We start from the raw sequence: 26,963 nt of genomic DNA on the forward strand, positions 1-26,963 counted from the left end.
AACTATTAATTATTAACTCTTAACTAGAAAAGTCCCATTTGTGATGGTGTGAAAATTTCATTTGTTATAGAAATATTATTTTTTAGAGTTTAAAAAAATAAACTTTATAGTAATTAAGTTATATGGATAAATTATCAATAAAAAGTGCAAACTAAATTTATAGAAGAACATTTTAGGAGGCGATTTGGATGAAAGCAGTAGTTGATAAAGACACATGTATTAGTTGTGGATTATGTATTGCAACATGTCCATCAGTTTTTGATTTTGGAAGCGATGGTAAGTCAGAATCTATAGTAGATTCTGTACCAGAAGATTCTATAGATGCAGCAGTGGAAGCTAGAGATGGTTGTCCAGTAAGTGCAATATCATTAAACGAATAAAAAAATTTGAAAATGGTTATTATAACTGAGAATGAATAAAGACTTATTATTTTATGGGCTTTAATAGGAGGATTTTTTATGAAACCAGTAGTAAATCAAGATGAATGTATAGGATGTGGATTATGTCCAGCTACATGTCCAGAAGTTTTTGAAATGGGCGATGATGGAAAAGCACATGCTACCGTAGACGAAGTTCCAAATGGAGCAGAAGATTCTGCAAAAGAAGCAGCAGAAGGATGTCCAACAAGCGCTATATCAATAGATTAAAGTTTTAGCCATCTTTTAATCAAAAGGATGTAGAGTGATTGGACTTGAAAAAACTCCTCACTTCATAAAAAGTAGAGGTAATCTAAAAAGAGTATTTACCGTAATGATAAATACTCTTTTTTAGTTTATTAACATTTATTTTAAAACTATAGTAAAGAATATAAAAAATGGGAAGTGAAAGATTCAGAGTATATTTGTCATAAAATAAAGATATGAAATCTAGTAATAGTGGCATTATGAGTATATCAACGAAGTATTCATTTAAACATACTTAAAGGAATTGAAAGGGTTTAAATATATGAAAATTGGTAAGAAAAGAGTTCTTATTGCAGAAAATGGTGTAATAGAATTAAAGGAGTTTAAAAAAGAAAGAAAAGAGAATTTAGATTTTACAGGAATTAAATATAGGCGTTGTACGTTTTTAAATATAGATTTTAAGAATGTGAGATTTGAAAATGTTATTTTTGAAAAATGCACTTTTCAATTTTGTACCTTTACTAATTGTAGTATAGCTAGCAATTCTATTTTAGGTATTTATAATACTGAGTTAATAAATTTGAATTTTAGTAATTGTAATTTGAAAAATATAATTATAAGAAAATCCTATTTAAAAACTATTGCATTCAAAGATACTTTTTTAGGGCAATGTAATCTAGTTAAAAACTCCTATGAAAAAGTTAAATTTATAGATGAATGTATTTTAACTAATTGTTTAATAAAAGGAACTAGAAAAAGATTTGATATACAATTTATAAATAATAGAAAAAATAGTAGGTTAAATTTAGCTTCATATGTAGGTGGTTTTAATTATAATATTATTGATTTTTTTAACAAAGGAAGACCTGAATTTTATAATGAAATATCTAATAGTTATTTAGCCTTTGCTAACCAATATCTAAAAAATGATTTAGGTGATAAGTATGGTTATTGTTTTTATGAAAGTAAAAAAGCAGACCATAAAACATTAAAGGGTTGGAGAAAACTAAAATCTTTCGCATCATATTGGGTTTGTGGGTATGGAGAAAAGCCATTTAGAGCCTTTAGTTTTTCACTTATTATAGTTTTAATATGTTCAATATTATATTTATTTGGCGGGGTAAGAATAGAAGATAAAGTTATTCAATATAACTTAAATAATGTTTTTAGTAAAAGTTTTTTAACTGATTTTTTATATTGTTTTCATTTTAGTCTAGTAACTTTTGCTACTGTAGGTTATGGAAATATAACTCCAGAAGGAACTATAAGTATAATAATAGCTAACACAGAAATAATGTTTGGTGTTCTCATGATAGCTATATGGACATCAACACTTGTAAGAAAGATGACTAGATAAATTAATTAAAAACATTATAATATTAAGTAAAAGACAATAGAAAAATATAACAAAGGGGGTGTTATTTTGATTTCTAAAAAACAAAGAAATATAATAAGCTCAAAATTTAGTGGGGTACTTATTATAAAAGGGGAAAACTTAACAGGAAAAACAACTACAGCAATAAATAGGATATTATATTTAAAAGATAATTACTGTTTATATGAAAATGACGATATATTAATGATAGTAAGTAATGATGAAGAAAAAAATGATGCTATTTTAAAATATTATAAGTATCTTGAAAATAAGAATATGATAAGTTTATTTTCATATATACAAAATAAAGTTGATATTATGACCTTTGATGAATTTATAAAGAAAAACTATGGCGAATTTGATATCAATAAAATAAGTAAAAGTGTACATTACAAGCTGTTATATGATTGTATGGGAACATTAAAAAATAGCAATAAAAGGTCAAAAATATTAAAAAAGCAGTATGATGAGTTCTTTTTAAGTGAGTTTAAATACATAAAAAATAGAAATATAAATCAATTAGAGGATTATCAAAAATTAATAAGACGTGGACGTAAAATAGAATGTTTAGCTCCAAAATCATTACCTAGAAATTCTGTTACTAGAAAAATTATATATGAGTTAATGGAAATGTATTATTTAGCTTTAAAAGAAAATAAAATCTCTGATGAAATTTCTATTTTAACTAATAAGGTAAAAGCAACGAATTATACACATTTAGTATTAGATGAAATTAATAAATTTAGCAAATTGCAATTAGACACATTATTAGAATCTATGGATATAAAAGATTACTCAAATATAATACTTACCTTTAATAACAAAGATAAATCCATAGAAAACTCCTTAGGATATGAAGGCATAAATATAAAGAATCTATTTAAAGAATATAAAAATGTAAAAACTTTTATATTAAAAGAAAAATTCATACCGAAAAAGCAAGAGCAGCTATGTGAGATTAAAGAGGAGGAAGAAAATAATTTATTTATGGAGAGTTATAAATTTTTAGATATTAGGCATAATATAGAATTTGATTTTGCCAAAGATACAAGTAGTGAGGGGAATTTTATATTAGATCCTAATGGCAAAGGTGAAGTTTTATTAGAGGACGAGCTGTTAGATATACCTATATACAATGATATAGCAGCAGGAGAACCAATTATGATAAATGACACTTTTGAAGGAGCATTTAAAATGCCAAAGTATTGGTTAAAAGGTGCTGAAAGTTCTTTTATATTAAAGGTAAAGGGAAATAGTATGATCAATGCCAATATAGATGATGGTGACTATGTACTTATAAGAAAACAGTATAATGCTAATAACAATGATATTGTTGCAGTAGATTTAAATGGGAATGCAACATTAAAAAGGTTAAATATAAAGGATGGCAAAGTATTTTTAATGCCAGAAAACGAGAAATATGAACCTATTGAAGTGGTAGATGAAAATGCTATGATAATAGGTAAAGCTATAGGAATAATAAAAGATAAGCACAACTATAGTTAGCCAGTCCCTTAGGTAGTTAATAGTTAAAAATTAATAGTTAATAGTTCAGGATGAAACTGGATTGCCAGTTTCTTTGAATTAAAGGGAGTAAATTGTGAGTTTATGATATTAAATTAAACAAAGTTATATTCAAAGTTTACAGCCGTAACAAATGGGACAGGCACGACTAACGTAGTTCCATACAATAGATAGTAGCTCTTTAAATTTAATTGCCATAAATAAAAAAAGTTAGCCAGTCCCTTAAAATAGTTAAAAGTTAAGAACATTATATAATTGACAATGGACAATTGACATTTGACAATGATGGTTGAAACTGGACTAGTCCAGTTTCTTTGAATTAGAGAGAATAAATTCTGAATTGAAGATATAAATCTAACTAAAGCTAAATTCAAAATGTACAGCCGTAACAAGAAGGACAGGCGTACCAAAGTATATTTTCCATAAGTTATTTTTACAGTGAAATCGAAAGATTATCAATAAAACCTAAAGCAATGAAAGCCGGTCCTAAAATAGCGGCTTTGCTGCTTAGATGTTCGGGACCGACTTCGAGTAATATTGGAGAGAAACTAAAATCAACAAAAGTATCAAGTCTAAAGTATAGTAAAGTAGCCAATTACGCGTCTGTCCCTCTTGTGATGGAAGTAGAACTTTAGAGGATTGCTTACTTAAATTTTGTTAGCAGAACTAGATTTAAAAATACGTTGAGAATTACTAGGAGCAAAGTGAGTAGTAATAACAATAACTATTAATTATTAACTCTTAACTCTTAACTAGAAAAGTCCCATTTGTGATGGAGTTGAAACTTTAGTAAATTGCTTACTTAAATTTTGTTAGCAGAACAAGGTTTAACAATAACTTTTAACTAAAAATATGTAATATTTTCATAGTGTGCATCAGTAACAAGAAGGACAGGAGTTAAGTTATCTGTGCCTGTCCATTTTGTTATTGTTATATGCTTGAAATATATATTTAGGTTATTTTGTCTTAGTAAATTTAGTGAGTTTAATAAGTTTAGATTTTGTGTAAATATAGATTACTGGAAGTAGATACATGAAAAATAAACCTATAAAATTATGATTATCTATATTATCAAAAAAGAATATATTAAATCCAAAAGAAAACATAACAGCACCTATTATAGAAAATACTGAAAATAAAAATACTGAAATAGCGGTGCTTTTAATAGAATCAATTTTAAATAACAAAATTAAGTTTAGAATTGATAAAAAAATTAAAAAAACATTGAATAAGTTCAAAGAATACACATCCTTTAAAATTAATGTTAATATATTATAATTAAAAATTAAAAGAAGTGTTACAATTAGCAGCCATAGTTTCAAAAACATCATCACTATGTGCTAAAAGATCCTTTTCAAGTTCATCAAAATCATAGTTTCTTTGTTTAAAATTATTAAAGCTATCTTTAGATTTGGATGAAGAAAAATTAGCCTTAGATGATATGTTATATGCAGTTTTTTCAGTTTTGTTTTTCCAATTTCTAAGTATACCCTCTACATAGCAAATATTAGTATTACCTTTTTTTACTGCTTCTGTCATAGCATCTTTTACATCAGTAATATTATTTTCATCTACAAGTTTATCTAAAAGGCTTATAACAGTTTTGTTTAAAATACCAAAGCCAGATTCGCTATAGTAGGAATAAATTTCACTGTTAGTAGAATTAAAATCCATATCTAAACTATAATTAATATTATTGTTATTATTACTATTACTACAATTATAAAATCTATTTATAGATTTTATATTATTAAATAACATAACTATGTTATTTAATATATTATATATATCTTTTGTTAAGGAGTTATTTTCGAAGAGCTCTTTAAAAATTCCAACTAGTTCGGATTTATCTTTGGCTAGATTTAAAAATAATCCGTTAGAGTTAGAATCAAAATCCGTATTATTGGATAAATTTTGGGTAGCTGTTGAATTTAAATCCGAAGACATAGGATTAATATTAGATTTTAAAATATTATCATTTACAGTATCTTCTATGTGATTATTAATATTTTTATTAGAATTAGTATCGAAAATTTTATAAAAATTATCTCCAAAAGCATAAAAAGAATAAGTGCCACCACCTCTAACAACTTTATGAATCAAGATATTACTACTACAAAGTTTTTTCAGTTTTCTATAAAGTGTATCTTTTTTTATATTAAGAATAGGTAAAGTACAAATAATATTTTCATAATTAATCCAATAAAAGTCAGTATTATTAAAAGTTTTGCATATAAAGTTTTTATAGTTTTCCTTAAGATAACTTAAAATTAAAATATCATCTAAGTTCACATTTAATTCTAAAGCTTCCTTTTCGTTAAAATTTAACATATACAACATAATAAAAACCTCCAATTTAAATAAAAAATAAAATAATCTATTCACCTTGTATATATGCATTAAATGGACGGAGTTCCGAAATATTTACAAAATATTTAAATTTGCTGTGAACTGGTAGCTATTTTTGTATATATATAAGGTGAAAGGGGTTGATAAACATGGCAGTAAATAATGTTAAAACAAGTAAAGCCATTAATTTAATTTGTAAGGTAGGTGTAGATAATGATGGGAAGGACATTTTAAAATCACAAAGATTTTCAAAAATTAAAGTATCTGCAACAGATGAAGAGTTATATGAATTAGCAACAGAGGTGGACAACCTTTTGGCTGGAGAAATGCAACAGGTTGTTAAAGAGGAGAAAGGTTATCTTTTAGGTTAGTATGGGGAGGGGAGATGGTATAAACAAAGTATCTTCCCTGGTGAAAAATTTATTTTCTAAAATAGTTACACTTAATATAGAGTCTAAAAGTTTAGGTTTTTCTATATTATTTAGGAATTTTAAAATAATAGTCACCATAAATTTCAATTTATAGTGTTTTATATTTAGGAGGGGTTTTCATGGAAAAGGATTTAATTATGACGTTTATAACAGAAGAAGGAAATAAAAATAATGTTACATTGAAAAATGTAAAGGATGATATAACTGATGAAGAAGTTTCAAATTTTATGGATGGTATAATAAATAAAAACATATTAGATTATAAAAAAGGGGATTTAGTTAAAAAATCATCTGCTAAATTAGTAGAAACTAAGAAAACTGAATATAACTTAAATTAAAAATATGCCTTCGGGCATATTTTTTTATTTAAAGCAAAATATTTGAAATATTCTTACTTATTTTCAGCCAATTATTGTATAATATAATAGATGGAAACTTTAGTATAAAAAATGCATATTAAATATGTAAATAAATATAAGGGGAGTTTTGAATATGTTACAAAGGATTAAGTTAAACCTTGAAGCTGTGGAAGCAATGCTGTATTTTTGGCAGGCTGCTAGTGAAAAGGATAACATACCAGAGAGCTTTTTCTATGATGTATCAGAAATGACAGCATTAAGTGTAGCTTATGATGATGAATTTAATGCAGAATCAGTGAGAAGAGCGCTAAGTTCTATAAAAAATAGAGAGCCATTTGTAGGAAATAAAAAAGAAAAGAAATTCTGGAATAATAATATGTGGATGATGGAAGATTTAGAATATACTAATGCTATGGCAGCTCCTGTTAAGCAGTTAAATTTAGATTCTTTAACATCACAAATAAAAGGAAGTAAATTTGAAGAAGTTGAAGTTATATTTGCACCATTACATTCAGAGGAATATATAATTTCTGATAATAAATTAATAATAAATTTCTTTAGAGTAAAGCCACCTATAATGGATGATAAGACTTGTATTGGCGAGAAAGAAATAACAGAATATATAAAAGAAAAGTTAGAAGAAATTTGTAAATAATTATATTGAAAAATAACTAGCTATAAAAAAATAAATAGCTAGTTATTTTAGTTTTAGAATAAGATTCTTTATTATTTATAATTAATGTGATATATTTTTTTATATATAAAATGAGAAAAAATGTATAGTAATTAAGAATTATGTTTAAAATTTTATTAAACTTTATTATGTTTAGATTCATGAGAATTAAGGTATAATCAAATAAATGATAAGACAAATATATTTGGGTGGTGAAAGTAGTGAATTTAAGTAAGGGAGATTATATAGGATTTTTCGATTCAGGTGTTGGTGGTCTTAGTGTTTTAAAAGAAACTTTAAAGATTTTACCTAATGAAAACTTTATATATTATGGAGATTCGGCAAATGCTCCATATGGAACAAAAGAATATAGTGAAATAAAAAAATTGACTTTCGATGCTATAAAGTTTTTATTAAGTAAAAATGTTAAAGCAATAGTTATAGCCTGTAATACAGCCACAAGTGTAGCTGTAGAAGATTTGAGAAAAGAATATAAATCTATTCCAATTATAGGTATAGAACCAGCTTTAAAGCCAGCAGTAGAATTAAAAAAACAAGGTCAAATTGTTATAATGGCTACGCCAATGACATTAGTAGAGAAAAAGTTTGCAAAGTTACAACAAAAATATAAAAAAATAGCAGATATAAAGCCACTTCCTTGTGGTGGATTAGCAGAGTTAATAGAAACTGGCAATATAGATGGTATAGAAATACATAATTATTTAAAAGAAAAACTAGAGAATTTAAGCAATGAAAATTTAGGAACAATAGTTCTTGGTTGTACCCATTATCCATTTATAAAAGATAAGATTGTAGAATTTGTAGGAAAAGATGTGGACATAATAGATGGAAGTTTAGGTACTGCTAAACAGTTAGAACGTTTGTTAACTATTAGAAATATGAAAAATCCACAAAGTGAAAAAGGGATAGTAGAAATATATAATTCATTAAATAAAAAAGAGATGATAGAGCTTAGTTACAGATTACTTAATTCTTAATTAAAAGCCTAAATTTTACTTATACAATTAAATAAGTAAAATTTAGGCTTTTTAATATAAAAATTAGAAGTTTAAACTAATAAAAACGTATTTATTAGTAAAATACTTTAACAACATACCCCTTTATTTCATAAGTTAATTATATAGTAAAAAGTGAAATCAGCTCAAATTTTAAATTTTTTGAGTATGTACTCACTTTTTTTGAATATGGAAAATTTAAATGATACTGTAATTTGAAACTATATAAAGTATTGTAAGTTTTATAGTGTTCTAAGATTAACATTACACTAGCAGTTTATGATAGTTTTAGTTAATAGTTAAAAATTGAAAGTTAAAAAATTGAAAATGGACAATTGGGTTAGAAATTGACAATGGACAATTGACATTTGACAATTAAAAAAATTAAGGATTAAAAATTATGAATTAAGAATTTAAAATGAAAGTGGCAACCACTTTCTGAAAAATTGTTTGGGACTGGCTTCGATTTATTAACTAAGAAGTGCAAAGCTAAGAGAGCATCTAATTTTAAGCGAAGTAAATAAATTTATCGTGCCTGTCCTATTTGTGATGGAGCCAACACTAGGGGAATTGCTTGCTTAGAAGTTTTACTTTTGTAGATTAAAAAAAGATACGTTTAGTATTACTATGAACAAAGTGACTAGTAATAACCGCAACTATTAACTATTCACTCTTAACTTTTAACTGACAAAGTGTTGCAACTAGTAACTAATAACTAAAGAATATGTTAGTTATTAGTGAAGTATTAACTTGAGGTTTCTAACTTGATAAATGAATAGCTTTAAGTAGAACTACTTTAAAGAAATAAGGTGGGTAGTATGAAATGAAAGTATTTAAGATGGAAAAAGCAACGGATGAGAATGAATTTAATAGTTTTATTGAGCTTAAGATGAAAGAGGATTCCAATAAAATAAATATTATCAATCCTAAAAATAGTAACAGCATATATATCATAAATGATATTATTGTTAAAAATGCTAAAGAAAAAAATGAGGTAAAAATTTATGGTTGTAATTTAGAAGATTCTATAGATAATGAAGATAAAAATTTTGATTATGATTTATTATTTTATAAAACTAAGGTAGATAAAAATACTAATATACTTGATAAAGATTACTTTATTGTGCTGCCAGGTGCATCGTTAATTATAGAATTTATAAAGTATGATAAAAACTTAGCATTAACTGTTAACTCTTATGAAGAAGAATTATAATGATTTGTATTAAAAAATCTAAAAAACCTAAAAATAGATTTGTAATAAGTGTTATTATCATAACTTTATTCTCTATAGTTTTTTCCATGGCAGGATTTTTAAAAGTAAATAAGGACAATTTAGAAAAAAATAATGAAATGATAATAAACAATATATATGGGACAGGTAAAGATTTATCGCAGACGGTACAAGATGTTATAGATCAGGTATATTATGAAATCAAGTTATATTCATTGGCAGATGGACTTAGTGATATGGATGAGAAAAAAATAATGAAACAAATGAACTTTATTACAGCAAGTAAACAACGCTATGATAATATAGTAGTTTTAAATAAAGAAAAAAAAATAGTTTATGGGTATGTTGATAATCCAGATGTTTTTTCAAATTCAGAAGCAATAAATAACGCTTTAAATACTTGTCAGTTTCAAGTGGAAACTATATTTAATGAGGGGGAGTACAAAGTGGATATGTACAACCCTATAGTAGATGAAAACAAAAAGATATCAGGGGTAATTTTTATCAGAATAAATATAAAAGAATTAAATGATATAATGAAAAGATGTAGATTAGATGAATATTCAGAGGCTTATATAGTAAATGAAAAAGGTATGTTTTTAACTGAATCTAAATATATACCTGGAGCTATAGGAAAAGAAAAAATTGATATAGATCGTGTTAAATTAAATATTGATTATTCTAGGTATACACCATATAAAGACTATAGGGGACAAATAGTTTATGGAACGTATTTTCCTATAGATGAAGAACTTAATTGGACTTTAGTAGTTGAAGTAGATAAAAATATGATGGAAAAACTTGATGAGAATAATAGTAAAAAGGCAACGGTTTTAGCTACACTACAAGGGATTTTTTTAGTAATTGTACAAATTTTATTGAAAAGATTCTTAGGTGTAGATATTAATTTAAAAGATATAACTAATTCTGATGGAACAATGAATTATGAAAAACTTACTGAATATGCAGATAAGATATTAGAAAATAAAATAGAAGAAGGAAATAAGGACAAAAGTGAAGACGAAGATAAGAATAATGATAAAAAAGGCAAAGAGTAAATAAAAATTTAGGCGTAAAATCTTTTATTAGATTTTGCGCCTAAAAATCTTTAAAAAAACCTATAATTATATTTGTTGTGGTGAATAATAATATAAAATGGATTTTTTTCATGTATTTTCTTTAGGACAGTAGTTCAAATATGTTATAATATCTAAAAAATACAATGTTTAAAGGAGCGATAAATAAATGCAAAATCCTATAGTAACAATAAAAATGGCAAATGGAAAAGTAATGAAAGCAGAGTTATATCCAGAGATAGCACCGAATACAGTTAAAAACTTTATAAGTCTTATAAAAAAGGGATTTTATAATGGTCTTATATTCCATAGAGTAATCCCAGGATTCATGATTCAAGGTGGATGTCCAGAAAAAACAGGTGCAGGAAATCCTGGTTATAGTATAAAAGGAGAGTTTAGAGCAAATAACTTTAAAAATGATTTAAAACATACTCCTGGTGTATTATCAATGGCAAGAACAGTTGTTTTAGATTCAGCAGGATGTCAATTCTTCGTAATGGTTGCTGATTCACCACATCTTGATGGTCAATATGCTGCATTTGGAAAACTTACTGAAGGTTTAGATGTTGCAAATGAAATAGTTTCAGTTCCAACAAACTATATGGATAAACCAAAAGAAGATCAGGTTATGAAAGAAGTTACTGTTGAAACTTTTGGTGTAGAATATGACGAACCAGAAAAAATACAATAATTAATAGAGTTTAAGTGATTGACAATAGCCAGTAAGGATTTTATAGCTATTGTCAATTTTCAATTACTTAAACGGTTATTTAGTTAGTTAAGAGTTAAAACAATTGACAATGGACAATTGGGTTAGAAATTGACAATGTTGGGTTAAACTGGGCTGCCACTTTCTTTTGAATTGTTGGCGACTGGCTTTGAGTTATTGTGTTAGTAATATAAAACCAGGAGAGCATCAAGTGTTAGCGAAGAAAATAAATTTACCGTGCCTGTCCCATTTGTGATGGAGCCAACACTAGGGGCAATTGCTTATTTAAAGGCTTCACTAAAACCCAAATAGGGGTACTGGTTCTTTACTTGTTTTATTATGGAAATAAAATGAAAAAAATTAAGGATTAAGAATTATGAATTAATAATTTAGGAGGAAAGTGGCACCACTTTCTGTTTAATCTATAAATATAATTTGCTTTGCAAATTTATGAAAAGATACGTTTAGAATTACTAGGAACGAAGTGAGTAGTAATAACCACAACTATTAACTATTCACTCTTAACTCTTAACTAAAATAATGTCTTAACTAAAATAAGCTTTTAACTAAAATAAAGTATGGTATGAAAGGAGGGCATTAGCTATCTCACAAAATAGAAAGATTAAAATTTGTGGGAATACTACTTAAAATGATTTAGTAGGTTTAGCTAATAAAATTTATGAGTGATTTAAATGATAAGTTATTGATAACATATGGTTTAACTAATGAGGAAATAGACAAATTAAATGAAGTATTTAAAAACAAAGTTTCAAAAGAATGTATAGTTATTAAAGATGGTATGGCAAAGTTTAAAATGAAAGAAATAATTTTAGGTAATAAAGGTAATGAAGGTGTAGAAGAATTACCAAAGGAAAAGGTTATTATATTTAATGGATTAGCAAATAATTCATTACAAAATGCCATAAAGGCTGTTAGAAATAATTTAGAAGACAAACCAATACTAGCAGCTATAACGCCAGTGTCTATAAATTGGAGTTTTAAATTTTTATTAGAACATTTAATAGAAGAGAAAAAAAGATTTTCTAAATAAATATTATATATTAACATGTAAAAAGAAAGGGAATAGTTATGAGTAAAGTAGGAGATAGCATCAGAGACGCTAGAAATGCTAAAGGAATGAGTCAAAAACAACTAGGTAAAAAACTTGGTGTTTCTGAAGGTTTTATTAATGAAATTGAAAGTGGAAAAAAAGTAATAAATGAAAAATTTATGGAACGTATAGGCAAGGTATTAGGTGGTAGTGTACAAAACATGAGTAGTATGTTTCAAAATATAGCTTATGAAGAAGAAAAGAGCCAACCAGCGCCTAAAGCTAAAACTCCAGAAAAGGTAAATGATGTATGGAATGACGCTTTTGGTTCTGTTATAAAAACAATAGGTATATATGGCTATGATTTAAACAAAACTGTAGGAACTAAACAATTACCTGTAATATCTAAAAAAGTTGAGGGTTTTAATCCAGAAAAAGTTTTATTTATTAAAATAGAAAATGATGATTTGATGGGTTTCAGAATTTGTAAAGATGATGTTGCTTTTGCAAACTTAACAAATGAGATAGAGAATAATGCAATTTGTCTTATAGATTATAATGATACTAGAGTTATAAGACAAATAAAAAGATTAGATAATAATAAATTACTTTTAATAAGTAACAAAAATTCATTAAAAACAGAGACTGTATCACATAAAGATATAAAAGTTGTTGCTAAATTAAATAGAGTTGAGTTTGAACTTTAGGCAAATTATAAGTAAATTTAGTTAAGGCATAATCAAATAAATAATAAGCCAGTATTCTCACCTATTTGCCATGAATACTTCGTCAGTAAAATACAGACATAGCCCCACTATGACTAGATTTTACTTTCTTGTCTCATGACAAATATGTTTCGAATCTTTCACTTCTTATTTCTTTTCATATGCCTAAAAAATATTAATATTTTATCTAAAAAGTATTCATAATTTTTTATGAATACTTTTTTTGTACTTTCAATCATAAAATATTAATAGAGTAATATTTTTGGAGTGAAATTTACATGGCTAGGACTGAAGGTTTCTATAATTTGTTTTTAAGCATACCAAGAGCTTTAATTGGAAAACTAACTCAAAAATATAAATTTGATATAGATGAAAATATAGAGATAGCAGCACTTTATGGTGAGGAAAGAGACGCAGTTAGAAGGCAGGTAGAAGCAATAGGGGCTACCTTTGAGGATTTAGGATATGGGTTTGGCATAATAACAATTAAGTTTAGTGATTTGGAAAAACTTGAAACAATAAAAGAAATACAGTATATAGAATTACCTAAAAATCTTTATTATAATAGTGAAACTACAAATAGGGCATCTTGTATAACTGATGTAAAAAGTACTTATGGCTTAACTGGAAATGGGGTCTTAGTAGGATTCATAGATAGTGGAATAGATTATATGCATCAAGCATTTAGAAATGAGGAAGGGCTATCAAGAATTGATTATATATATGATTTGCAGTTAAAACAGATATATAATAAAGCACAAATTGATGAAGCAATAAAATCTCCTAATCCATATAATATTGTGCCACATCAAGATAGGGTAGGCCATGGAACACATGTTGCAGGAGTAGCCTGTGCAGGAGGTAAAATTCCAACTAAATACTATGGTGTAGCCCCTGAAAGTTCTATTGCAATGGTTAAACTTACAGGTGAAGCTACTGGTGGATTTACAAAAAGTAGTCAAGTAATGAGAGGAATTAAATTTTTAGTAGATAAAGGAAAGGAGTTAAATAAACCGTTAGTAATAAATTTGAGCTTTAGTACAAATGATGGTGCCCATGATGGAAGGTCATTATTTGAAGAATATATATCAACAATATGTAAATTAGAACGAATAACATTTTGTGTTGCTGCCGGTAATGAAGGAAATAAAGGCCATCATGCAAGGGAACTTATAGAAGGGGAATCAAAAGAAATATCTTTTAACGTGGACAAAGGAGAAATTGGAATAATATTAAGGATATATAAAAGGTTTTTAACTGATATAAGTATAGGTATTAGGTCTCCAGATGGAAGTGTAACACCTAGAATAAATTTAACAAGAGGTTTTGTAGAAGGAAATTTAAGAGGAACATATTACTATGTATATTATACAGGACCACTTCCTTTCAATATTTCAGGAGAAATTTTGGTAACACTAGTAGCTCAAGGCGATGAATTATTAGAAGGTGTTTGGTCACTTATAATTTATAGAGAAAGTGATGAAATTACAGATATAGATATATGGCTACCTATAAGTGAAGCATTAAATGATAAAACAAGGTTTACAAGACCAACAGTCTTTAACACTGTAGGGATACCGGGAACTGTTGAAGATGTTATCACTGTCGGAAGTTATAACAGTGCAATAGGTGATATATCACCATTTTCAGGAAGAGGAAGAGAAGGAGCTGAAATAGTAAAACCTAGTTTAGTAGCACCAGGAATAGATGTAGAAGGACCAATACCTGGTGGTGGCTTTGATGCATTAACAGGAACATCAGTTGCAGCGCCGTCAGTTTCAGGTGCTTCAGCACTACTTATGGAGTGGGGATTTATAAAAGGAAGAGATCCATACCTATATGGACAAAGGTTGAAATATTATTTGTTAAAGGGAGCAAAGGTAGTAAGAAAAACTGAAGTATATCCTAATCCTACATGGGGTTATGGAACGTTATGCTTAAGGAATGCTTTAGAAGTTTGGATTAATGAAGAGCCGTTAAGAGAGGGAGTTATGGATAAAAATAATCGAGAAGTAAATATTAAGCCTAATGAAACTTTGACAAGTGAGTCATCTAATAAACCAAATGATAATATTCCTGAAGATTTACTTAAGTGTGAAAAGTTATATCAAGATTTAAATTATGATATATTTTTAGTTGAATATTCTGGAGATATAGTATCTGAATTTAAAAATAATCCTAAAGCATGTGTTTTCATTTTAACACCAACTTATGCAATACTAATAGTAAAGCAAGATAGTGTGGAAGAGGTTTTTAATAATAGTAAAACTGTTACAAATATTGAACCTAATAATCTTTATACCTTAGCAACAATATCTCCAATTGAAGTTGCCAATATAAACACATTTCATAATAATGAATTTCTTAAATTAAGAGGGACTGGAGTAGTTGTTGGAATAATAGATACTGGTATAGATTATTTAAATGAAGAGTTTATGTTAGAAAATGGGAAAACCAGAATAATTTCTATATGGGATCAAGAAGACGAAAGTGGTAAACCACCAAATGATTTTTACTATGGAAGTGAATATACTAGAGAGGAAATCGATAGAGCAATAGAAGCACATAGACGTGGTGAAGACCCTTATTTAATAGTTCCACAAAAGGATGATGTTGGACATGGAACAGAAGTTGCTGGAATAGTTGGTGCAAGGGGTAAAAATGGAGTGTTAGGAGCAGCACCAGATTGTGAATTTATAATTATTAAGACTTTAAGGTCAGATGAAAATACTTTAAGAGAAAATGCTGTATTTGATAAAGGCAATAATATTTATAGTAGTACTTCTATAGCTATATCCATAAAATATCTGTTAGATTGTCATGAAAAACTAGATAAACCATTAGTTATATGTATTCCAATGGAAAGTAATGCTGGTGCTCATGATGGAACCACTGTATTAGAACGTTTTATAGATAGGTATGCTAATGAAAGAGGTGTTATAGCCGTAGCAGGAACAGGAAATCAAGGTGATACTGAAACTCATACTAGGGGTAAATTGGATAAGACCGGTGATGTTAGTAACGTAGAACTACAAGTAGGTCCAAATCAAAAGGGATTAAGTGTATTTATTTGGGCAACTTCTCCTGATAAAATTTCTATCGGTATAACATCCCCTAGTGGGGAGTCTATAGGAAAAATACCTGTTAAATTACAAGCAGTAGATGAGATAAAGTTTGTATATGAAAAAACTAGAGTAACTATAGAATATTTTATATCAGAAAATTCATCAGGAAATGAATTTATCCAAGTTAGAATGTTTGATGTAAATCCAGGAATTTGGCAATTTAGAATAATAGGAGATTTCATATTAAATGGAGATTATGATTTGTGGATATATCAAAGGGCACTTTTAGATCCTGAAACAAAATTTTTAAATCCAGATCCATATATAACATTAACATCTCCTGGTACAGCAAATAATATAATAACAACAGCATATTATAATCAAGAAAAAGGAACTTTAATTGCAGCATCAGGAAGAGGATTTACTAGGGATAATAGAATAAAACCAGAATTATGTATAGGAGGATTTGAAGTTTTAACTACCACTGTAGGGGGCGGTACAAAGATTGTTACAGGTTCAAGTGCAGCTACAGCAGTTCTTGCAGGGGCAGTAGCTCTTATTTTAGAATGGGGTATAGTAAAAGACAATGATGTATATATGTATACACCAAAGGTTAGGACGTTTTTAATAAGAGGAACTAAACAAATTCCACAGGTTATATATCCTAATAGGGAAGTAGGATATGGAGTTTTAGATTTTAGAAAAGTATTTGAAAATATGAGAAGCATTCAAGAGAGTAACTTATTTTTTTCTATACCATCAGAATTTGAAGAGTTTTTAGAACCTGAATATGTAAATAAGAACAATAAAAATGATTAAGGTTAAGGCTCAAGTTAAATTAAAAAAAGATTCAATTCTTATGGAGGTATGTAATGAAAGTAAATAGAATCAAAGAAGATTTTGTTCTAACTCAAACAACAGAAGAATGTGGGGAACAGTATTTACTAGATGAATTTGAATCTTATGTAATAGAATATTATGGAGATTTAACTGGGGCTCTTGCAGATAAATATTATGCTTGTGCAATTATAATAAATCCTATATATGCAATATTAGGTGTAAAAGTAGGTTATTTACAAGAGGTTTTAGCAAAGGTGCCTAATATAGTAAATTATGAAGTAAATAGAATATTTACTTTAAGTTATATATCACCGTTAGAAGCTGCAAATATAACTAAATTTCATAATAATCCTTACTTAAATTTAAAAGGTGATGGAGTTGTAGTAGGAATTATAGATACTGGAATTGATTATTTAAATAAAGAATTTATGACTGAAGATGGTAAAACAAGAATACTTGAAATATGGGATCAAACAGTGGAAGATTTAATACCACCTCCAGGCTTTCACTATGGCACAGTTTATGATAGAGATGAAATTAATGAAGCAATAAAAGCATATAAAAATAATGAAGACCCTTATAAAATAGTAAATAGTAGGGATGAATATGGGCATGGAACTTCAATGGCAGGCATAATTGGTGGAAGGGGATATAATGGTATCGTAGGCGCTGCACCTAATTGTGAATTTGCAATTGTAAAGTTAGATGAAGCATCAGAGAAAAATTTGATAGTAAATGGATTACAAAGGGGAAAGTATCCTACGTACCAAACTACAGATATTATACTTGCAATAAGATATTTATCTGACATTCAAAAGAACTATAATAAACCATTAATAATATATATTCCACTAGCTAGTAATTTTGGAGGGCATGACGGGTCATCTGTACTGGAAAGGTATATAGACCTTTTTGCCAATCAAAGTGGAATACTCTTTATTACAAGTTGTGGTAATGAAGGAAGTAGTGAAACCCACTACAGAAATAAATTTGAAAAAGCTGGAGAAGAAAAAACAATGGAGATTACTGTAGATAGAAATCAAAAAGATTTGGCTATAACTATATGGTGTAGTAAGCCAGATAAAATCTCTGTTGGACTTATATCTCCTAGTGGTGAGGTAATTGAGAGGATTCCAGCTAAAGTTAAAAGGACTAAAGAGATTAAATTGGTATTTGAAGGTAGTACAGTAATTATAGAGTATGATTATCCCAATGATTATAGCGGAAATCAGAATGTAAATATATTAATAAGAGACATTAAAGTTGGTATTTGGCAAATAAAAGTATATGCTGATTATATGGTTTTTGGGACTTTTGATGCTTGGATATATCAAAGAGAATTATTAGGTAGTAATACTAAATTTTTAAGTTCAGATCCTAACGTAACTCTTACTATACCTTCAACCAGTAGTGCAGCTATAAGCACATCTTTTTATAATCAAACAACAAATAGTTCTGTAATTCAATCAGGTAGAGGATTTACTAGAGAAGACGAAATAAAGCCTGAAGTTACTGCAGGTGGTGTAGATATGCAGGCAACATCACCAGGAGGAGAGATTGTAACTTTAACAGGATCTAGTGTTGCAGGGGCTGTGCTAACTGGTGCAATGGCACTTTTTTATCAGTGGGCAATTGTTCAAGGAAATGATCCTAAGATGTATGCTCAGAAAGCAAAAGCTTACATTATAAGAGGAACTCGAAAAAGAAGAGGAGATGTTTATCCTAATAAGGAGTGGGGTTTTGGAATCTTAGATTTAGAAGGGATATTTGATTCAATTAGAGATCTTGATGTAGATAAAACAAGAAATATAGAAGTAGGATATAGTGAAAATAGAGAAACAATTTTTATGTCAAAGGAAGTTGAAGTATATGTTACAGAACATATTGCTAATAGGCTAAAGTATAGCTTTAATTATACAGATTTAATATAGATATTAAATTAATTGAATTTTTAGCAAGATGATATTGGTTTAAGGCAAAAGTGGTTAATAAAAAGTTGGTGATAAAACTTAGTTAACCACTTTTTTATTTTATGAATTAAAATTTATTTATAATTAAAAAATATGCTTATAAATATTAATGAAAATAAAAATATCCATTAATTTAAAGTTAATGGTATAAAGAGTAAACAATTTACATTTTAGTACATAAGATATAATGAATTAGTTTTTAAAAAGGAGTATTTTATGGCTGATATAGGTAGAATTTTAGTTAATGTATATAAAAAAGATACTTTTGTACCATTAAAAGATGTAAGAATAATTATGAATCCATCAGAAGATGAAAATAAAAGAGTAGAATTAACAACAAATAGTGTTGGTCAAACAGAAACAGTAGACGTTAATACCCCACCTATAGAGTTAAGTCAGCGACCAGAGTATACAGAGATGCCATATAGTTTATGGGATGTTAGGGCAGAGGCACCTGGATTTGAACCGGTAGAAATAAAAAATGCACAGATATTGCCAGATTCAACAGCTATACAAAATATTGAGCTGTTAGGAAATCCCTCTGAGTCAAGGGAAATGGGTGAACTTAGAACTATAGATGTTCCTGATAATAGGCTTTTTGGTACATTTCCACCAAAAATACCAGAGGCACCAGAAAAACCATTACCTAAGAGTCCTGGTGGTGGGTTTGTTGTTTTAGATGAAGTAGTAGTTCCAGAGTTTGTTATTGTTCATGCTGGCGTACCTACTAATACTGGTGCACCAAATTATAGAGTTCCATTTAAAGATTATATAAAAAATGTTGCAAGTTCTGAGATATATTCAACTTGGTCAGAAAACACAATAAGAACTAATATATATTGTATATTATCTTTTACATTAAATAGAATTTTTACAGAGTGGTATACCGGTAAGGGATATAATTTTACAATAACCAATTCAACTGCCTTTGATCATGCTTTTACTTATGGTAGAAATGTTTTTGATAATATAAGTAGGATAGTGGATGAAATATTTACAAGCTATATAAAGAGAAGAGGCGCAAAACAACCATTACTAACTCAATATTGTGATGGTGAAAGGGTTAAATGTCCTGGATGGTTAACACAATGGGGAAGTAAATATTTAGGTGACCAAGGGAAAACCCCTTATGAAATATTGACAAGTTTTTATGGACCTGACATAGATATAGAAAAAGCACCAAAGGTTTCTGGCATACCTAAATCCTATCCAGGTTTTACATTACAAATAGGTAGTTCAGGAGATCCTGTTACAACAATTCAAACTTTTTTAAATAGAATAGGGGATAATTATCCACTAATTCCAAAGGTGGCAGTAGACGGAGTTTATGGTCAATCAACTGCAGATGCAGTAAAAACCTTTCAAAAGATTTTTAACTTACCACAAACAGGGGTAGTAGATTATTCAACATGGTATCAAATATCTAATATATATGTTGGAGTAACAAAGATTGCAGAGCTTAGAAGTTCTATGGGGATAAATGATAATGAGGTTGAATCTGTTGCAAGAGAAATGGGAATATTTGTTCCACCAACATTTATAATTGGAAGATCATTAGATGTTCCTACAATAGATTATCCTGTTAAATAATGTTAAGGGAAATTTTAAAAAAATATTGAATCTAAAATAACTAGCCAATTTAAAATGGGCTAGTTATTTTTTTATACATATGTTGGAAAAATATTTAAGTTTTTTATTTCTTTTCATATGCCTAATTGATATTATTATAATATATAGGAAAACATATATTATAAAATTAATACAGAATAGACATAATTAAGTGGCAAAATATAAAGTAACGGAGAATTTCAAATATAGAAAGTTAAAAATATAGGAGTTCAAGAAATATTTAAGTTTAATATTATAGTGATAGTTGACAGCCTATTTTAGTTAAGAGTAAATAGTTGAGGGGATTTTTCTAGTTAAGAGTGAATAGTTAACAGTTATGGTTATTACTACTCACTTCGTTTCTAGTAATTCTCAACGTATCTTTTTATAAATTTGCAAAGCAAATTATATTTATAGATTAAAAAGAAAGTTATATCCACTTTCATCCTAAACTATTAACTCTTAATTATTAACTGTTAACTAACTATAGTTGTACTTATTTTTTCTTAACTGATAAAAGAAATTTAAGTTTAAGCTTGTTTTTCTATATTTGATAGTAAAATATTTATATGTAAGTTAAAAAGTTGGATTGAATCTTTATACGATAGAGAAGGGTAGGTGAATAACCTGATTACTTTTATGAATTAAAGTTTTAAAATCAGGTGATTAATATGAAGAATAAAACTATATTAATTGTAGATGATGAAGAAAATATAAGAAGGTTGTTAGCTGCATATTTATCTAAAGAGAATTATAATATACTACAAGCAAGTAACGGCGTTGATGCTATAAACAAAGTTAAAAGTAATGAAGTAGATTTAATTTTATTAGATATAATGATGCCGGTGATGGATGGCTTTGAAACCCTTAAGATACTTAGAAAAGAGTACAATATGCCAGTTATAATGCTAAGTGCAAAAGGTGAAGAAGAGGATAAATTATTAGCATTTGGAATAGGTGTTGATAATTATGAAACTAAGCCATTTAGTCCTAAAATATTAGTAGCGAAGATAAATGCACTAATGAAAAGGACCTATGGATACGATAATAAAGATGAAGATGTGTATGAATTTAATGGTTTGTGTATAAATGAGAAATCTCATAATGTTATTGTGGATAACGAAGATATATCTTTAACTCCAACAGAATTTTCACTACTTATGTATTTTGTGAAAAATAAAGATATAGTGTTATCTAGAGAACAAATACTAAATGGTGTTTGGGGATATAACTTTATGGGGGACTTTAGAGTAGTAGATACTAGTGTTAAAAGATTAAGAGAAAAAATAAATGATAAAGCAAAATACATTCAAACAGTAAGGGGATTTGGATATAAATTTGAGGTAAAAGATGAGAAACAAGATATATAGATATTTAGATAGTATAAACAAAAGTATATCTAAGAAATTGTTTTTTATAACTATGGTAATATTTATATTATTTTTAAGCTTTACCCTTATAGTTCAAAGAATATTTTTCGAGAATATGTATTTTAATAAGAAGAGCCAAGAGATAAAAAGTGTTACTGCAAAATTTATTCAAAAATACAATAAGAGTGAAAGTTATGATGAGATTTTAGAGTTAATGAAGGAATGTGAAGAGGAATATAATACCTATATAGGCATTGTGGAGTATAAACCTGGATTTAGTATAGCTATGAATATAGAAGTTGTTGATGAAAGAAATAGCAGATCTAAACATATAATGGAGATAGTAAATGAAATTAGAAATAATAAATCTCTAATGCAAAAGCTTGTATCAAACAATATAGCTGTGTTTAGTGTTGAAAGTGATTATAGCGAAAATAAAGAGCTTGTATGTGTTACATTAGATGAAAGCAATTTAATTGTAGCTACTACTTCTATGTTACCGATAAGTGAAGGTATAAGTGTTATAGAAGAGTTTTATAAGTATTTTTATGTTGTAGCTATATTTATAATATTGATACTTTCATATGTGTATTCTAATATGATAACTAATCCATTAAAAAACATAAATGATAAAGCTAAAAAAATGAGCACATTAGATTTTACAGAAAGATGTGAGTATGAATCAGAGGATGAAATAGGTAATTTAGCAACTACATTGAACTTTTTATCCTATAACTTAACTAGTGCTTTAACATCGCTTCAACAGACAAATGTTAGGTTACAAAAAGAAATAGAAAAAGAACGTCAATTAGAAAAAATAAGAAAAGATTTCGTAGCTGCAGCATCACATGAGTTAAAAACTCCAATAACTATTATACAAGGATATGCTGAGGGCATAAAAGATGGTATATTTAGCGAAGAGGATCAAAAAGAATCTTTAGATATAATTATAGATGAAACTAATAGAATGAGTAACTTGGTTAAAGATATGTTAGAATTATCAGCACTAGAAAGTAAAGTTATTGATCTTAATTTTGAAGAATTTAATTTAGGTGAAATGATATCTAGTAATTTAAGGGCATTATCAAATGAAATAAATGAAAAAAACATAAAGGTAATAGAACGATATTGCTTAAATCCAATAATATGCGCTGATAAGTTTAGGATGGAACAGGTAGTTATAAACTTTATAACTAATGCCATAAGGTATACAAAAAACCATGGCAATATATTTATAGCTATTGAAAATGATGGAGATTTTATAAGAATATCTTTTGAAAATACCTGTGATCTATTAAGTGATGAACAGTTAGAAAACATTTGGCATAAATTTTATAAAGTTGATAAATCAAGAACTAGAAAGTTAGGCGGAAATGGCTTAGGACTTTCTATAGTTAAGAATATACTTAATATGCACAACTTTAAATATGGAGCTAAAAACACAGAAAGAGGTGTGGAGTTTTATTTTTATTGTAGCTTAGTAAAATAGAGAATTAATTTAATTTATATATTAAATGGTATAAGTAAAGGGGGAATTTTCAGTGAAGGGAACAGCTGTAAGTGCTTGGTTTAAAACTTGCAGAAAACTTTATGGTGATAGTTTTGTAGATGATGCAATGATTCATGTAGGGTTTGATGCTACAAAAGTTTTTTCACCAGCAGAAGATGTAAATGATGAAAAAATAGAAAAATTTATACATTATGTTACTAGAGAAAAAAATATAAGTGAGAAGGAATTATGGTTAAAAATAGGTCATGACAATGTATATTCTTTTGCAGAAGAACTTCCAACATTTTTTAAAAGTGATAATACGTACTCATTCTTAAAATCGCTTTATGATATTCATTTGGTTATGACTAAGAAAATACCAGGAGCTAATCCTCCAATAGTTAATATAGAGGCAATATCAAACAAGGAAGCTATAATTACGTATTCATCTAAAAGAAAGATGTTTGATTATTTCTTAGGTATGTTAGAAGGAAGTTTTATGTACTTTAAGGAAAAAGCAGATTTTGATATTATAGAAACTAAAGATAATACAATGCAAGTTAAAATAACATTTCAGGAAGATATAAAGTATAAAAAGAAATATTTTATAAACAATGTTTTATCTTTAGGATTTCTAAAAAACGTTGCATCAAAAGTAGGATTATTTACATTTGTAATTATGTTTTTAATAAATTTACCTATATTAGGACTTAGTGGTGTATTAAAAAATTTATTAATTTCCTTTATAAGTGGTATTGTGAGTTTTGTTGGTGTGAAAATTTTATTAAGACCAATGAATCATATAAATGAAGTTATAGAAAACTTAAATAATAAGAAGTTTGTAGAGGATAGTAAGATAGTTACAAATGACGAATTTGAATACTTATATGATAGAATAGACAAACATGTTAAAGGAATAAAAAGCGACTTTATTGGATTAAAGGGAATAACTGATGAAATGGGTAGTTTTGCTCAAAAGCTAGGTAATATATCAGATAATATGTATAGAACTTCTGGTGATATTGTAGAAGTAGTTAATCAAGTTGCAAATACATCTGTAGATCAAGCTAATAGTACAGAAACTGCAGCACAAGTTTTAAATGACAATATTAATGGTTTAAAAGCAATAGTTAATAATGAAAACGAAAATAAGGAAGAACTAGAATTAACTGTAGGTAAAATAAATAGCAGTTATTTAAAAATTGAAAATACTAGTAAAAATATTCTAGCTACATTAGAAGGGTTCCAAGAAGTAAAAACAAAAGGAACTCAACTTGGTGACAAAGCTAAAGACATAACAAATATTGTTTCCATAGTAGCTCAAATATCAGATATGACAAATTTATTAGCTTTAAATGCTTCCATAGAAGCTGCAAGGGCAGGAGAGCAAGGAAAAGGATTTGCTGTAGTTGCAGAGGAAGTAAGAAAACTAGCAGAGCAAACTAAGGATGCAGTGCAAGAGATAAATACTAACTTAGTTCAGTTTGTAGAAGATATTGGTGGACTTGTAATGAATATAGATAGTCAGTATGAAGTGCTTCAAAAAGAGACTGAAGGATTACAATTAATAAGAGATGTAAGCAAGGAGTCTACAACATCTGTTAAAACTGTTTCAAAAGCAATGATTAAAACAATAGAAAAATTAGATTCACAGGCAGGTTCTATAGCTAGTATGTATGATAATATAGAATCTTTAGCTGCTATAGCAGAAGAAAACTCTGCGTCATCACAAGAAGTAAGTGCTAATGTTAATGTATACTCTGAAGAGATTAAAAAGCTTACAGAAAGCATAAATGAATTTGACAAAATAGCAACATACTTTAAAGATAGCTTAGACAATTATAAAGTATAATAAATGGTTGTTTAGTATTTAACAGTGATTAGTGAAAAGTTGAGGGCTTTAGTGATTGACAGTTGACAATGGACAATTGACAATGTTGGTTGAAACTGTTACTTAGTTTCTTTGAATTAAAGGGAATAAATTTAAAATTAAGAAATGAAATTAATAAATGGGACAGGCAAGAAACCTGTAGCTCCATAAAAGAAAAAATAGTTAAAATATATTTTTTATAACTAAAAAAATTAGCCAGTCCCAAGAGTAGCTACTTTGTAGCGTAGATGTTAGGGACAATCTTTGAAAAATTAAGAGTTAAAAGTTGAGGAGAGGCTGTTGCAAAACTAACTAAAGGTTAGAGGAGCGATAGCTCCCTTTTTTACATGTAATTTGATTAATATATGATTAATGGCAAGAAAAAATTTAAAGGGCTATTCAGAAAAATATAAAAGAAACTCTAATAATTTTGTTATTTTATTTTCAGAACTAAACGGTTGAAGCGACGTCCTGTCTAGGCAATCGCTAACCCCGTCCTTGGGGTTAGGTTCTAAAAATAAAACACAAATTTATAAGATTTTCTAATTCTATTTTTAATGAATAACTTATTTTAAAATTTTCTTACCATCTTTGGAATTTAAAAATATTAATAAATGTTTTTTATAACAAAAGACAGGTTCAAAAAAACCTGGCTTTTACAGTATAATTTGAACCGCTCCCTGTCAAGTAGACAGTTGAAAAAACAAAAATAATTTATATAGCTAATCACATTTGTAGTTAGCTATATTTTATGCTATAGAATCTAATAAACGTATCATATACTCTAGTGGTGTCATGGAGTTAAGACGTTTTTGATATCTATGATTGCTTCTTTTAGTTCATCATAGGAACTAAATTTTTTCAAATAATACATTTCAGATTTTAACATTCCCCAGAATGCCTCCATGGGATCGTTGTCTATGCAACATGATACTCTAGACATACTTTGTGTCATATTCGCCTGATTAAGCTTGTTTTTAAATATTTTAGAAATATATTGGAAACCACGGTAACTATGAAAAATAGGTGTAACATCAGGATGCTTTTGGTGCGCTACATCGAAAGTTTTAAATGCTAAATTATTGTTGTTTGAATATCCAATCATAAAGGAAACAATACTTTTATCAGCAAGATCTAAAATTGCACTTAAGTACGCCTTTTGTCCTATGCCATATTTCATTTCAGCTACAATTTCAGGAGTTGATTTTTTATGATTTTTTCGTTTTTTACGGCATATTGATTTTAAGTTAAGGATATCCATAAGCCTCTATAATAAGTGGTAGTAATGCTTCATTAAGCTCCTCATTTGCACTTTATTTACAGTTAGTCCATTTATAATAAGCCAAATGCGAAACACCTGCAAACCCGCATAACCCTATAATAGGAAAGATTTTAAATTATTTAATTCTTTTATTGCTAAATAAATTCATTTTATTAAAAACGAAAATGTTCTTTTATAATTTTCTAGAATCCTCTCTTCCTTTAATAATACGTCTACTCCATTTGATTTTATATTATTTTTCACCCTATAAATATAGGGTTCCAAGTTGACTCTTAAAATTATCCATTCCAAAACTTGGATACCCCAAACAGTGAGACATGCTCCGAA

22 protein-coding genes are annotated in these 26,963 nt (G+C 27.8%); 19 read left to right on the forward strand and 3 right to left on the reverse strand.

All coding sequences use genetic code 11. The features are described 5' to 3' along the window. Nucleotides 1-188 precede the first annotated feature (188 nt). The 4 genes from AZI32_RS07860 to lexA all read left to right on the forward strand — a co-directional run bounded on the left by AZI32_RS07860 (nt 189) and on the right by lexA (nt 3,504). Nucleotides 189-380, forward strand: a complete 192-nt coding sequence (locus tag AZI32_RS07860) for a ferredoxin (protein WP_010297973.1) — start codon at nt 189-191, stop codon at nt 378-380. A 78-nt stretch (nt 381-458) separates the two neighbouring features. Further along, nucleotides 459-647 carry a ferredoxin gene (locus AZI32_RS07865; protein WP_010297970.1) on the forward strand — a complete coding sequence of 63 codons (189 nt, stop codon included), beginning with the start codon at nt 459-461 and terminating at the stop codon, nt 645-647. Between the two features lie 298 nt (nt 648-945). Then, nucleotides 946-1,980 (forward strand): pentapeptide repeat-containing protein, encoded by a 1,035-nt coding sequence (locus AZI32_RS07870; protein WP_010297965.1) that lies wholly within the window; start codon nt 946-948, stop codon nt 1,978-1,980. Nucleotides 1,981-2,046: 66 nt separating this feature from the next. Next, entirely contained in the window at nt 2,047-3,504 is a 1,458-nt protein-coding gene (gene lexA, locus AZI32_RS07875) for a transcriptional repressor LexA (RefSeq protein WP_061995322.1), read from the forward strand. A 1,296-nt stretch (nt 3,505-4,800) separates the two neighbouring features. Here lexA and AZI32_RS07885 read toward each other — a convergent pair. After that, on the reverse strand, nt 4,801-5,862 hold the full coding sequence (locus AZI32_RS07885; protein WP_061995324.1) for a DnaD domain protein: 1,062 nt from the start codon (nt 5,860-5,862) through the stop codon (nt 4,801-4,803). Between the two features lie 158 nt (nt 5,863-6,020). Here AZI32_RS07885 and AZI32_RS07890 point away from each other — a divergent pair, with 158 nt between their 5' ends. The 15 genes from AZI32_RS07890 (at nt 6,021) to AZI32_RS07960 (ending at nt 25,336) form a co-directional block, all read left to right on the forward strand. Continuing rightward, a complete protein-coding gene (locus AZI32_RS07890) occupies nt 6,021-6,242 on the forward strand; it encodes a DUF1659 domain-containing protein (protein WP_061995325.1) in 222 nt (73 codons plus the stop codon). 179 nt (nt 6,243-6,421) lie between these two features. Continuing rightward, nucleotides 6,422-6,640 carry a DUF2922 domain-containing protein gene (locus AZI32_RS07895; protein WP_061995326.1) on the forward strand — a complete coding sequence of 73 codons (219 nt, stop codon included), beginning with the start codon at nt 6,422-6,424 and terminating at the stop codon, nt 6,638-6,640. 154 nt (nt 6,641-6,794) lie between these two features. Then, nucleotides 6,795-7,316 (forward strand): hypothetical protein, encoded by a 522-nt coding sequence (locus tag AZI32_RS07900; protein ID WP_061995327.1) that lies wholly within the window; start codon nt 6,795-6,797, stop codon nt 7,314-7,316. A 239-nt stretch (nt 7,317-7,555) separates the two neighbouring features. After that, the gene (gene murI, locus AZI32_RS07905; protein WP_061995328.1) at nt 7,556-8,332 is read left to right on the forward strand and encodes a glutamate racemase; all 777 of its coding nucleotides are present in this window, start codon (nt 7,556-7,558) and stop codon (nt 8,330-8,332) included. 841 nt (nt 8,333-9,173) lie between these two features. Then, nucleotides 9,174-9,563, forward strand: coding sequence for a hypothetical protein (locus AZI32_RS07910; RefSeq protein WP_061995329.1), 390 nt, complete (start codon nt 9,174-9,176; stop codon nt 9,561-9,563). Continuing rightward, nucleotides 9,563-10,639, forward strand: coding sequence for a cache domain-containing protein (locus tag AZI32_RS07915; RefSeq protein WP_061995330.1), 1,077 nt, complete (start codon nt 9,563-9,565; stop codon nt 10,637-10,639). Before AZI32_RS07910 ends, AZI32_RS07915 begins: the two co-directional genes overlap by 1 nt. A gap of 187 nt (nt 10,640-10,826) precedes the next feature. Next, on the forward strand, nt 10,827-11,348 hold the full coding sequence (locus AZI32_RS07920; protein ID WP_010297934.1) for a peptidylprolyl isomerase: 522 nt from the start codon (nt 10,827-10,829) through the stop codon (nt 11,346-11,348). 697 nt (nt 11,349-12,045) lie between these two features. Then, complete coding sequence (locus AZI32_RS07925; RefSeq protein ID WP_061995331.1) at nt 12,046-12,417, forward strand: DUF3783 domain-containing protein; 372 nt, start codon at nt 12,046-12,048, stop codon at nt 12,415-12,417. Nucleotides 12,418-12,455: 38 nt separating this feature from the next. Beyond that, a complete protein-coding gene (locus AZI32_RS07930) occupies nt 12,456-13,124 on the forward strand; it encodes a helix-turn-helix transcriptional regulator (RefSeq protein ID WP_061995332.1) in 669 nt (222 codons plus the stop codon). Between the two features lie 296 nt (nt 13,125-13,420). Then, the gene (locus AZI32_RS07935) at nt 13,421-17,026 is read left to right on the forward strand and encodes a S8 family serine peptidase (RefSeq protein WP_061995333.1); all 3,606 of its coding nucleotides are present in this window, start codon (nt 13,421-13,423) and stop codon (nt 17,024-17,026) included. 53 nt (nt 17,027-17,079) lie between these two features. Further along, nucleotides 17,080-18,978 carry a S8 family peptidase gene (locus AZI32_RS07940; protein ID WP_061995334.1) on the forward strand — a complete coding sequence of 633 codons (1,899 nt, stop codon included), beginning with the start codon at nt 17,080-17,082 and terminating at the stop codon, nt 18,976-18,978. 255 nt (nt 18,979-19,233) lie between these two features. Continuing rightward, nucleotides 19,234-20,607: a peptidoglycan-binding domain-containing protein gene (locus AZI32_RS07945; protein ID WP_061995335.1), complete on the forward strand. Its 1,374-nt coding sequence runs from the start codon at nt 19,234-19,236 to the stop codon at nt 20,605-20,607. A gap of 689 nt (nt 20,608-21,296) precedes the next feature. Beyond that, a complete protein-coding gene (locus AZI32_RS07950) occupies nt 21,297-21,995 on the forward strand; it encodes a response regulator transcription factor (RefSeq protein WP_061995336.1) in 699 nt (232 codons plus the stop codon). Further along, nucleotides 21,976-23,484, forward strand: a complete 1,509-nt coding sequence (locus AZI32_RS07955; protein WP_061995337.1) for a HAMP domain-containing sensor histidine kinase — start codon at nt 21,976-21,978, stop codon at nt 23,482-23,484. Before AZI32_RS07950 ends, AZI32_RS07955 begins: the two co-directional genes overlap by 20 nt. Nucleotides 23,485-23,536: 52 nt before the next feature. Then, nucleotides 23,537-25,336, forward strand: a complete 1,800-nt coding sequence (locus tag AZI32_RS07960; protein WP_061995338.1) for a heme NO-binding domain-containing protein — start codon at nt 23,537-23,539, stop codon at nt 25,334-25,336. Nucleotides 25,337-26,147: 811 nt separating this feature from the next. On the opposite strand, the gene AZI32_RS07965 is transcribed toward AZI32_RS07960, so the two are convergent. Both AZI32_RS07965 and AZI32_RS18835 read right to left on the reverse strand, forming a co-directional pair. Continuing rightward, nucleotides 26,148-26,615, reverse strand: coding sequence for a DDE-type integrase/transposase/recombinase (locus AZI32_RS07965; RefSeq protein WP_082761182.1), 468 nt, complete (start codon nt 26,613-26,615; stop codon nt 26,148-26,150). 165 nt (nt 26,616-26,780) lie between these two features. Then, nucleotides 26,781-26,963 (reverse strand): hypothetical protein (locus tag AZI32_RS18835; RefSeq protein ID WP_206406632.1); only part of this gene is annotated, 183 nt, incomplete at its 5' end.

It is taken from the genome of Clostridium sp. ATCC 25772 (assembly GCF_001573875.1).
In the GTDB taxonomy this organism is placed as follows: domain Bacteria; phylum Bacillota; class Clostridia; order Clostridiales; family Clostridiaceae; genus Clostridium_J; species Clostridium_J senegalense.

Excerpts from the sequence above, each read along its gene's own strand:
- AZI32_RS07860 (WP_010297973.1), top strand. The coding sequence starts at position 189 with ATGAAAGCAGTAGTTGATAAAGACACATGTATTAGTTGTGGATTATGT.
- AZI32_RS07865 (WP_010297970.1), top strand. The coding sequence starts at position 459 with ATGAAACCAGTAGTAAATCAAGATGAATGTATAGGATGTGGATTATGT.
- AZI32_RS07870 (WP_010297965.1), top strand. The coding sequence starts at position 946 with ATGAAAATTGGTAAGAAAAGAGTTCTTATTGCAGAAAATGGTGTAATA.
- AZI32_RS07885 (WP_061995324.1), bottom strand. The coding sequence starts at position 5,862 with ATGTTGTATATGTTAAATTTTAACGAAAAGGAAGCTTTAGAATTAAAT.
- AZI32_RS07890 (WP_061995325.1), top strand. The coding sequence starts at position 6,021 with ATGGCAGTAAATAATGTTAAAACAAGTAAAGCCATTAATTTAATTTGT.
- AZI32_RS07895 (WP_061995326.1), top strand. The coding sequence starts at position 6,422 with ATGGAAAAGGATTTAATTATGACGTTTATAACAGAAGAAGGAAATAAA.
- AZI32_RS07900 (WP_061995327.1), top strand. The coding sequence starts at position 6,795 with ATGTTACAAAGGATTAAGTTAAACCTTGAAGCTGTGGAAGCAATGCTG.
- AZI32_RS07910 (WP_061995329.1), top strand. The coding sequence starts at position 9,174 with ATGAAAGTATTTAAGATGGAAAAAGCAACGGATGAGAATGAATTTAAT.
- AZI32_RS07915 (WP_061995330.1), top strand. The coding sequence starts at position 9,563 with ATGATTTGTATTAAAAAATCTAAAAAACCTAAAAATAGATTTGTAATA.
- AZI32_RS07920 (WP_010297934.1), top strand. The coding sequence starts at position 10,827 with ATGCAAAATCCTATAGTAACAATAAAAATGGCAAATGGAAAAGTAATG.
- AZI32_RS07925 (WP_061995331.1), top strand. The coding sequence starts at position 12,046 with ATGAGTGATTTAAATGATAAGTTATTGATAACATATGGTTTAACTAAT.
- AZI32_RS07930 (WP_061995332.1), top strand. The coding sequence starts at position 12,456 with ATGAGTAAAGTAGGAGATAGCATCAGAGACGCTAGAAATGCTAAAGGA.
- AZI32_RS07935 (WP_061995333.1), top strand. The coding sequence starts at position 13,421 with ATGGCTAGGACTGAAGGTTTCTATAATTTGTTTTTAAGCATACCAAGA.
- AZI32_RS07940 (WP_061995334.1), top strand. The coding sequence starts at position 17,080 with ATGAAAGTAAATAGAATCAAAGAAGATTTTGTTCTAACTCAAACAACA.
- AZI32_RS07945 (WP_061995335.1), top strand. The coding sequence starts at position 19,234 with ATGGCTGATATAGGTAGAATTTTAGTTAATGTATATAAAAAAGATACT.
- AZI32_RS07950 (WP_061995336.1), top strand. The coding sequence starts at position 21,297 with ATGAAGAATAAAACTATATTAATTGTAGATGATGAAGAAAATATAAGA.
- AZI32_RS07955 (WP_061995337.1), top strand. The coding sequence starts at position 21,976 with ATGAGAAACAAGATATATAGATATTTAGATAGTATAAACAAAAGTATA.
- AZI32_RS07965 (WP_082761182.1), bottom strand. The coding sequence starts at position 26,615 with ATGGATATCCTTAACTTAAAATCAATATGCCGTAAAAAACGAAAAAAT.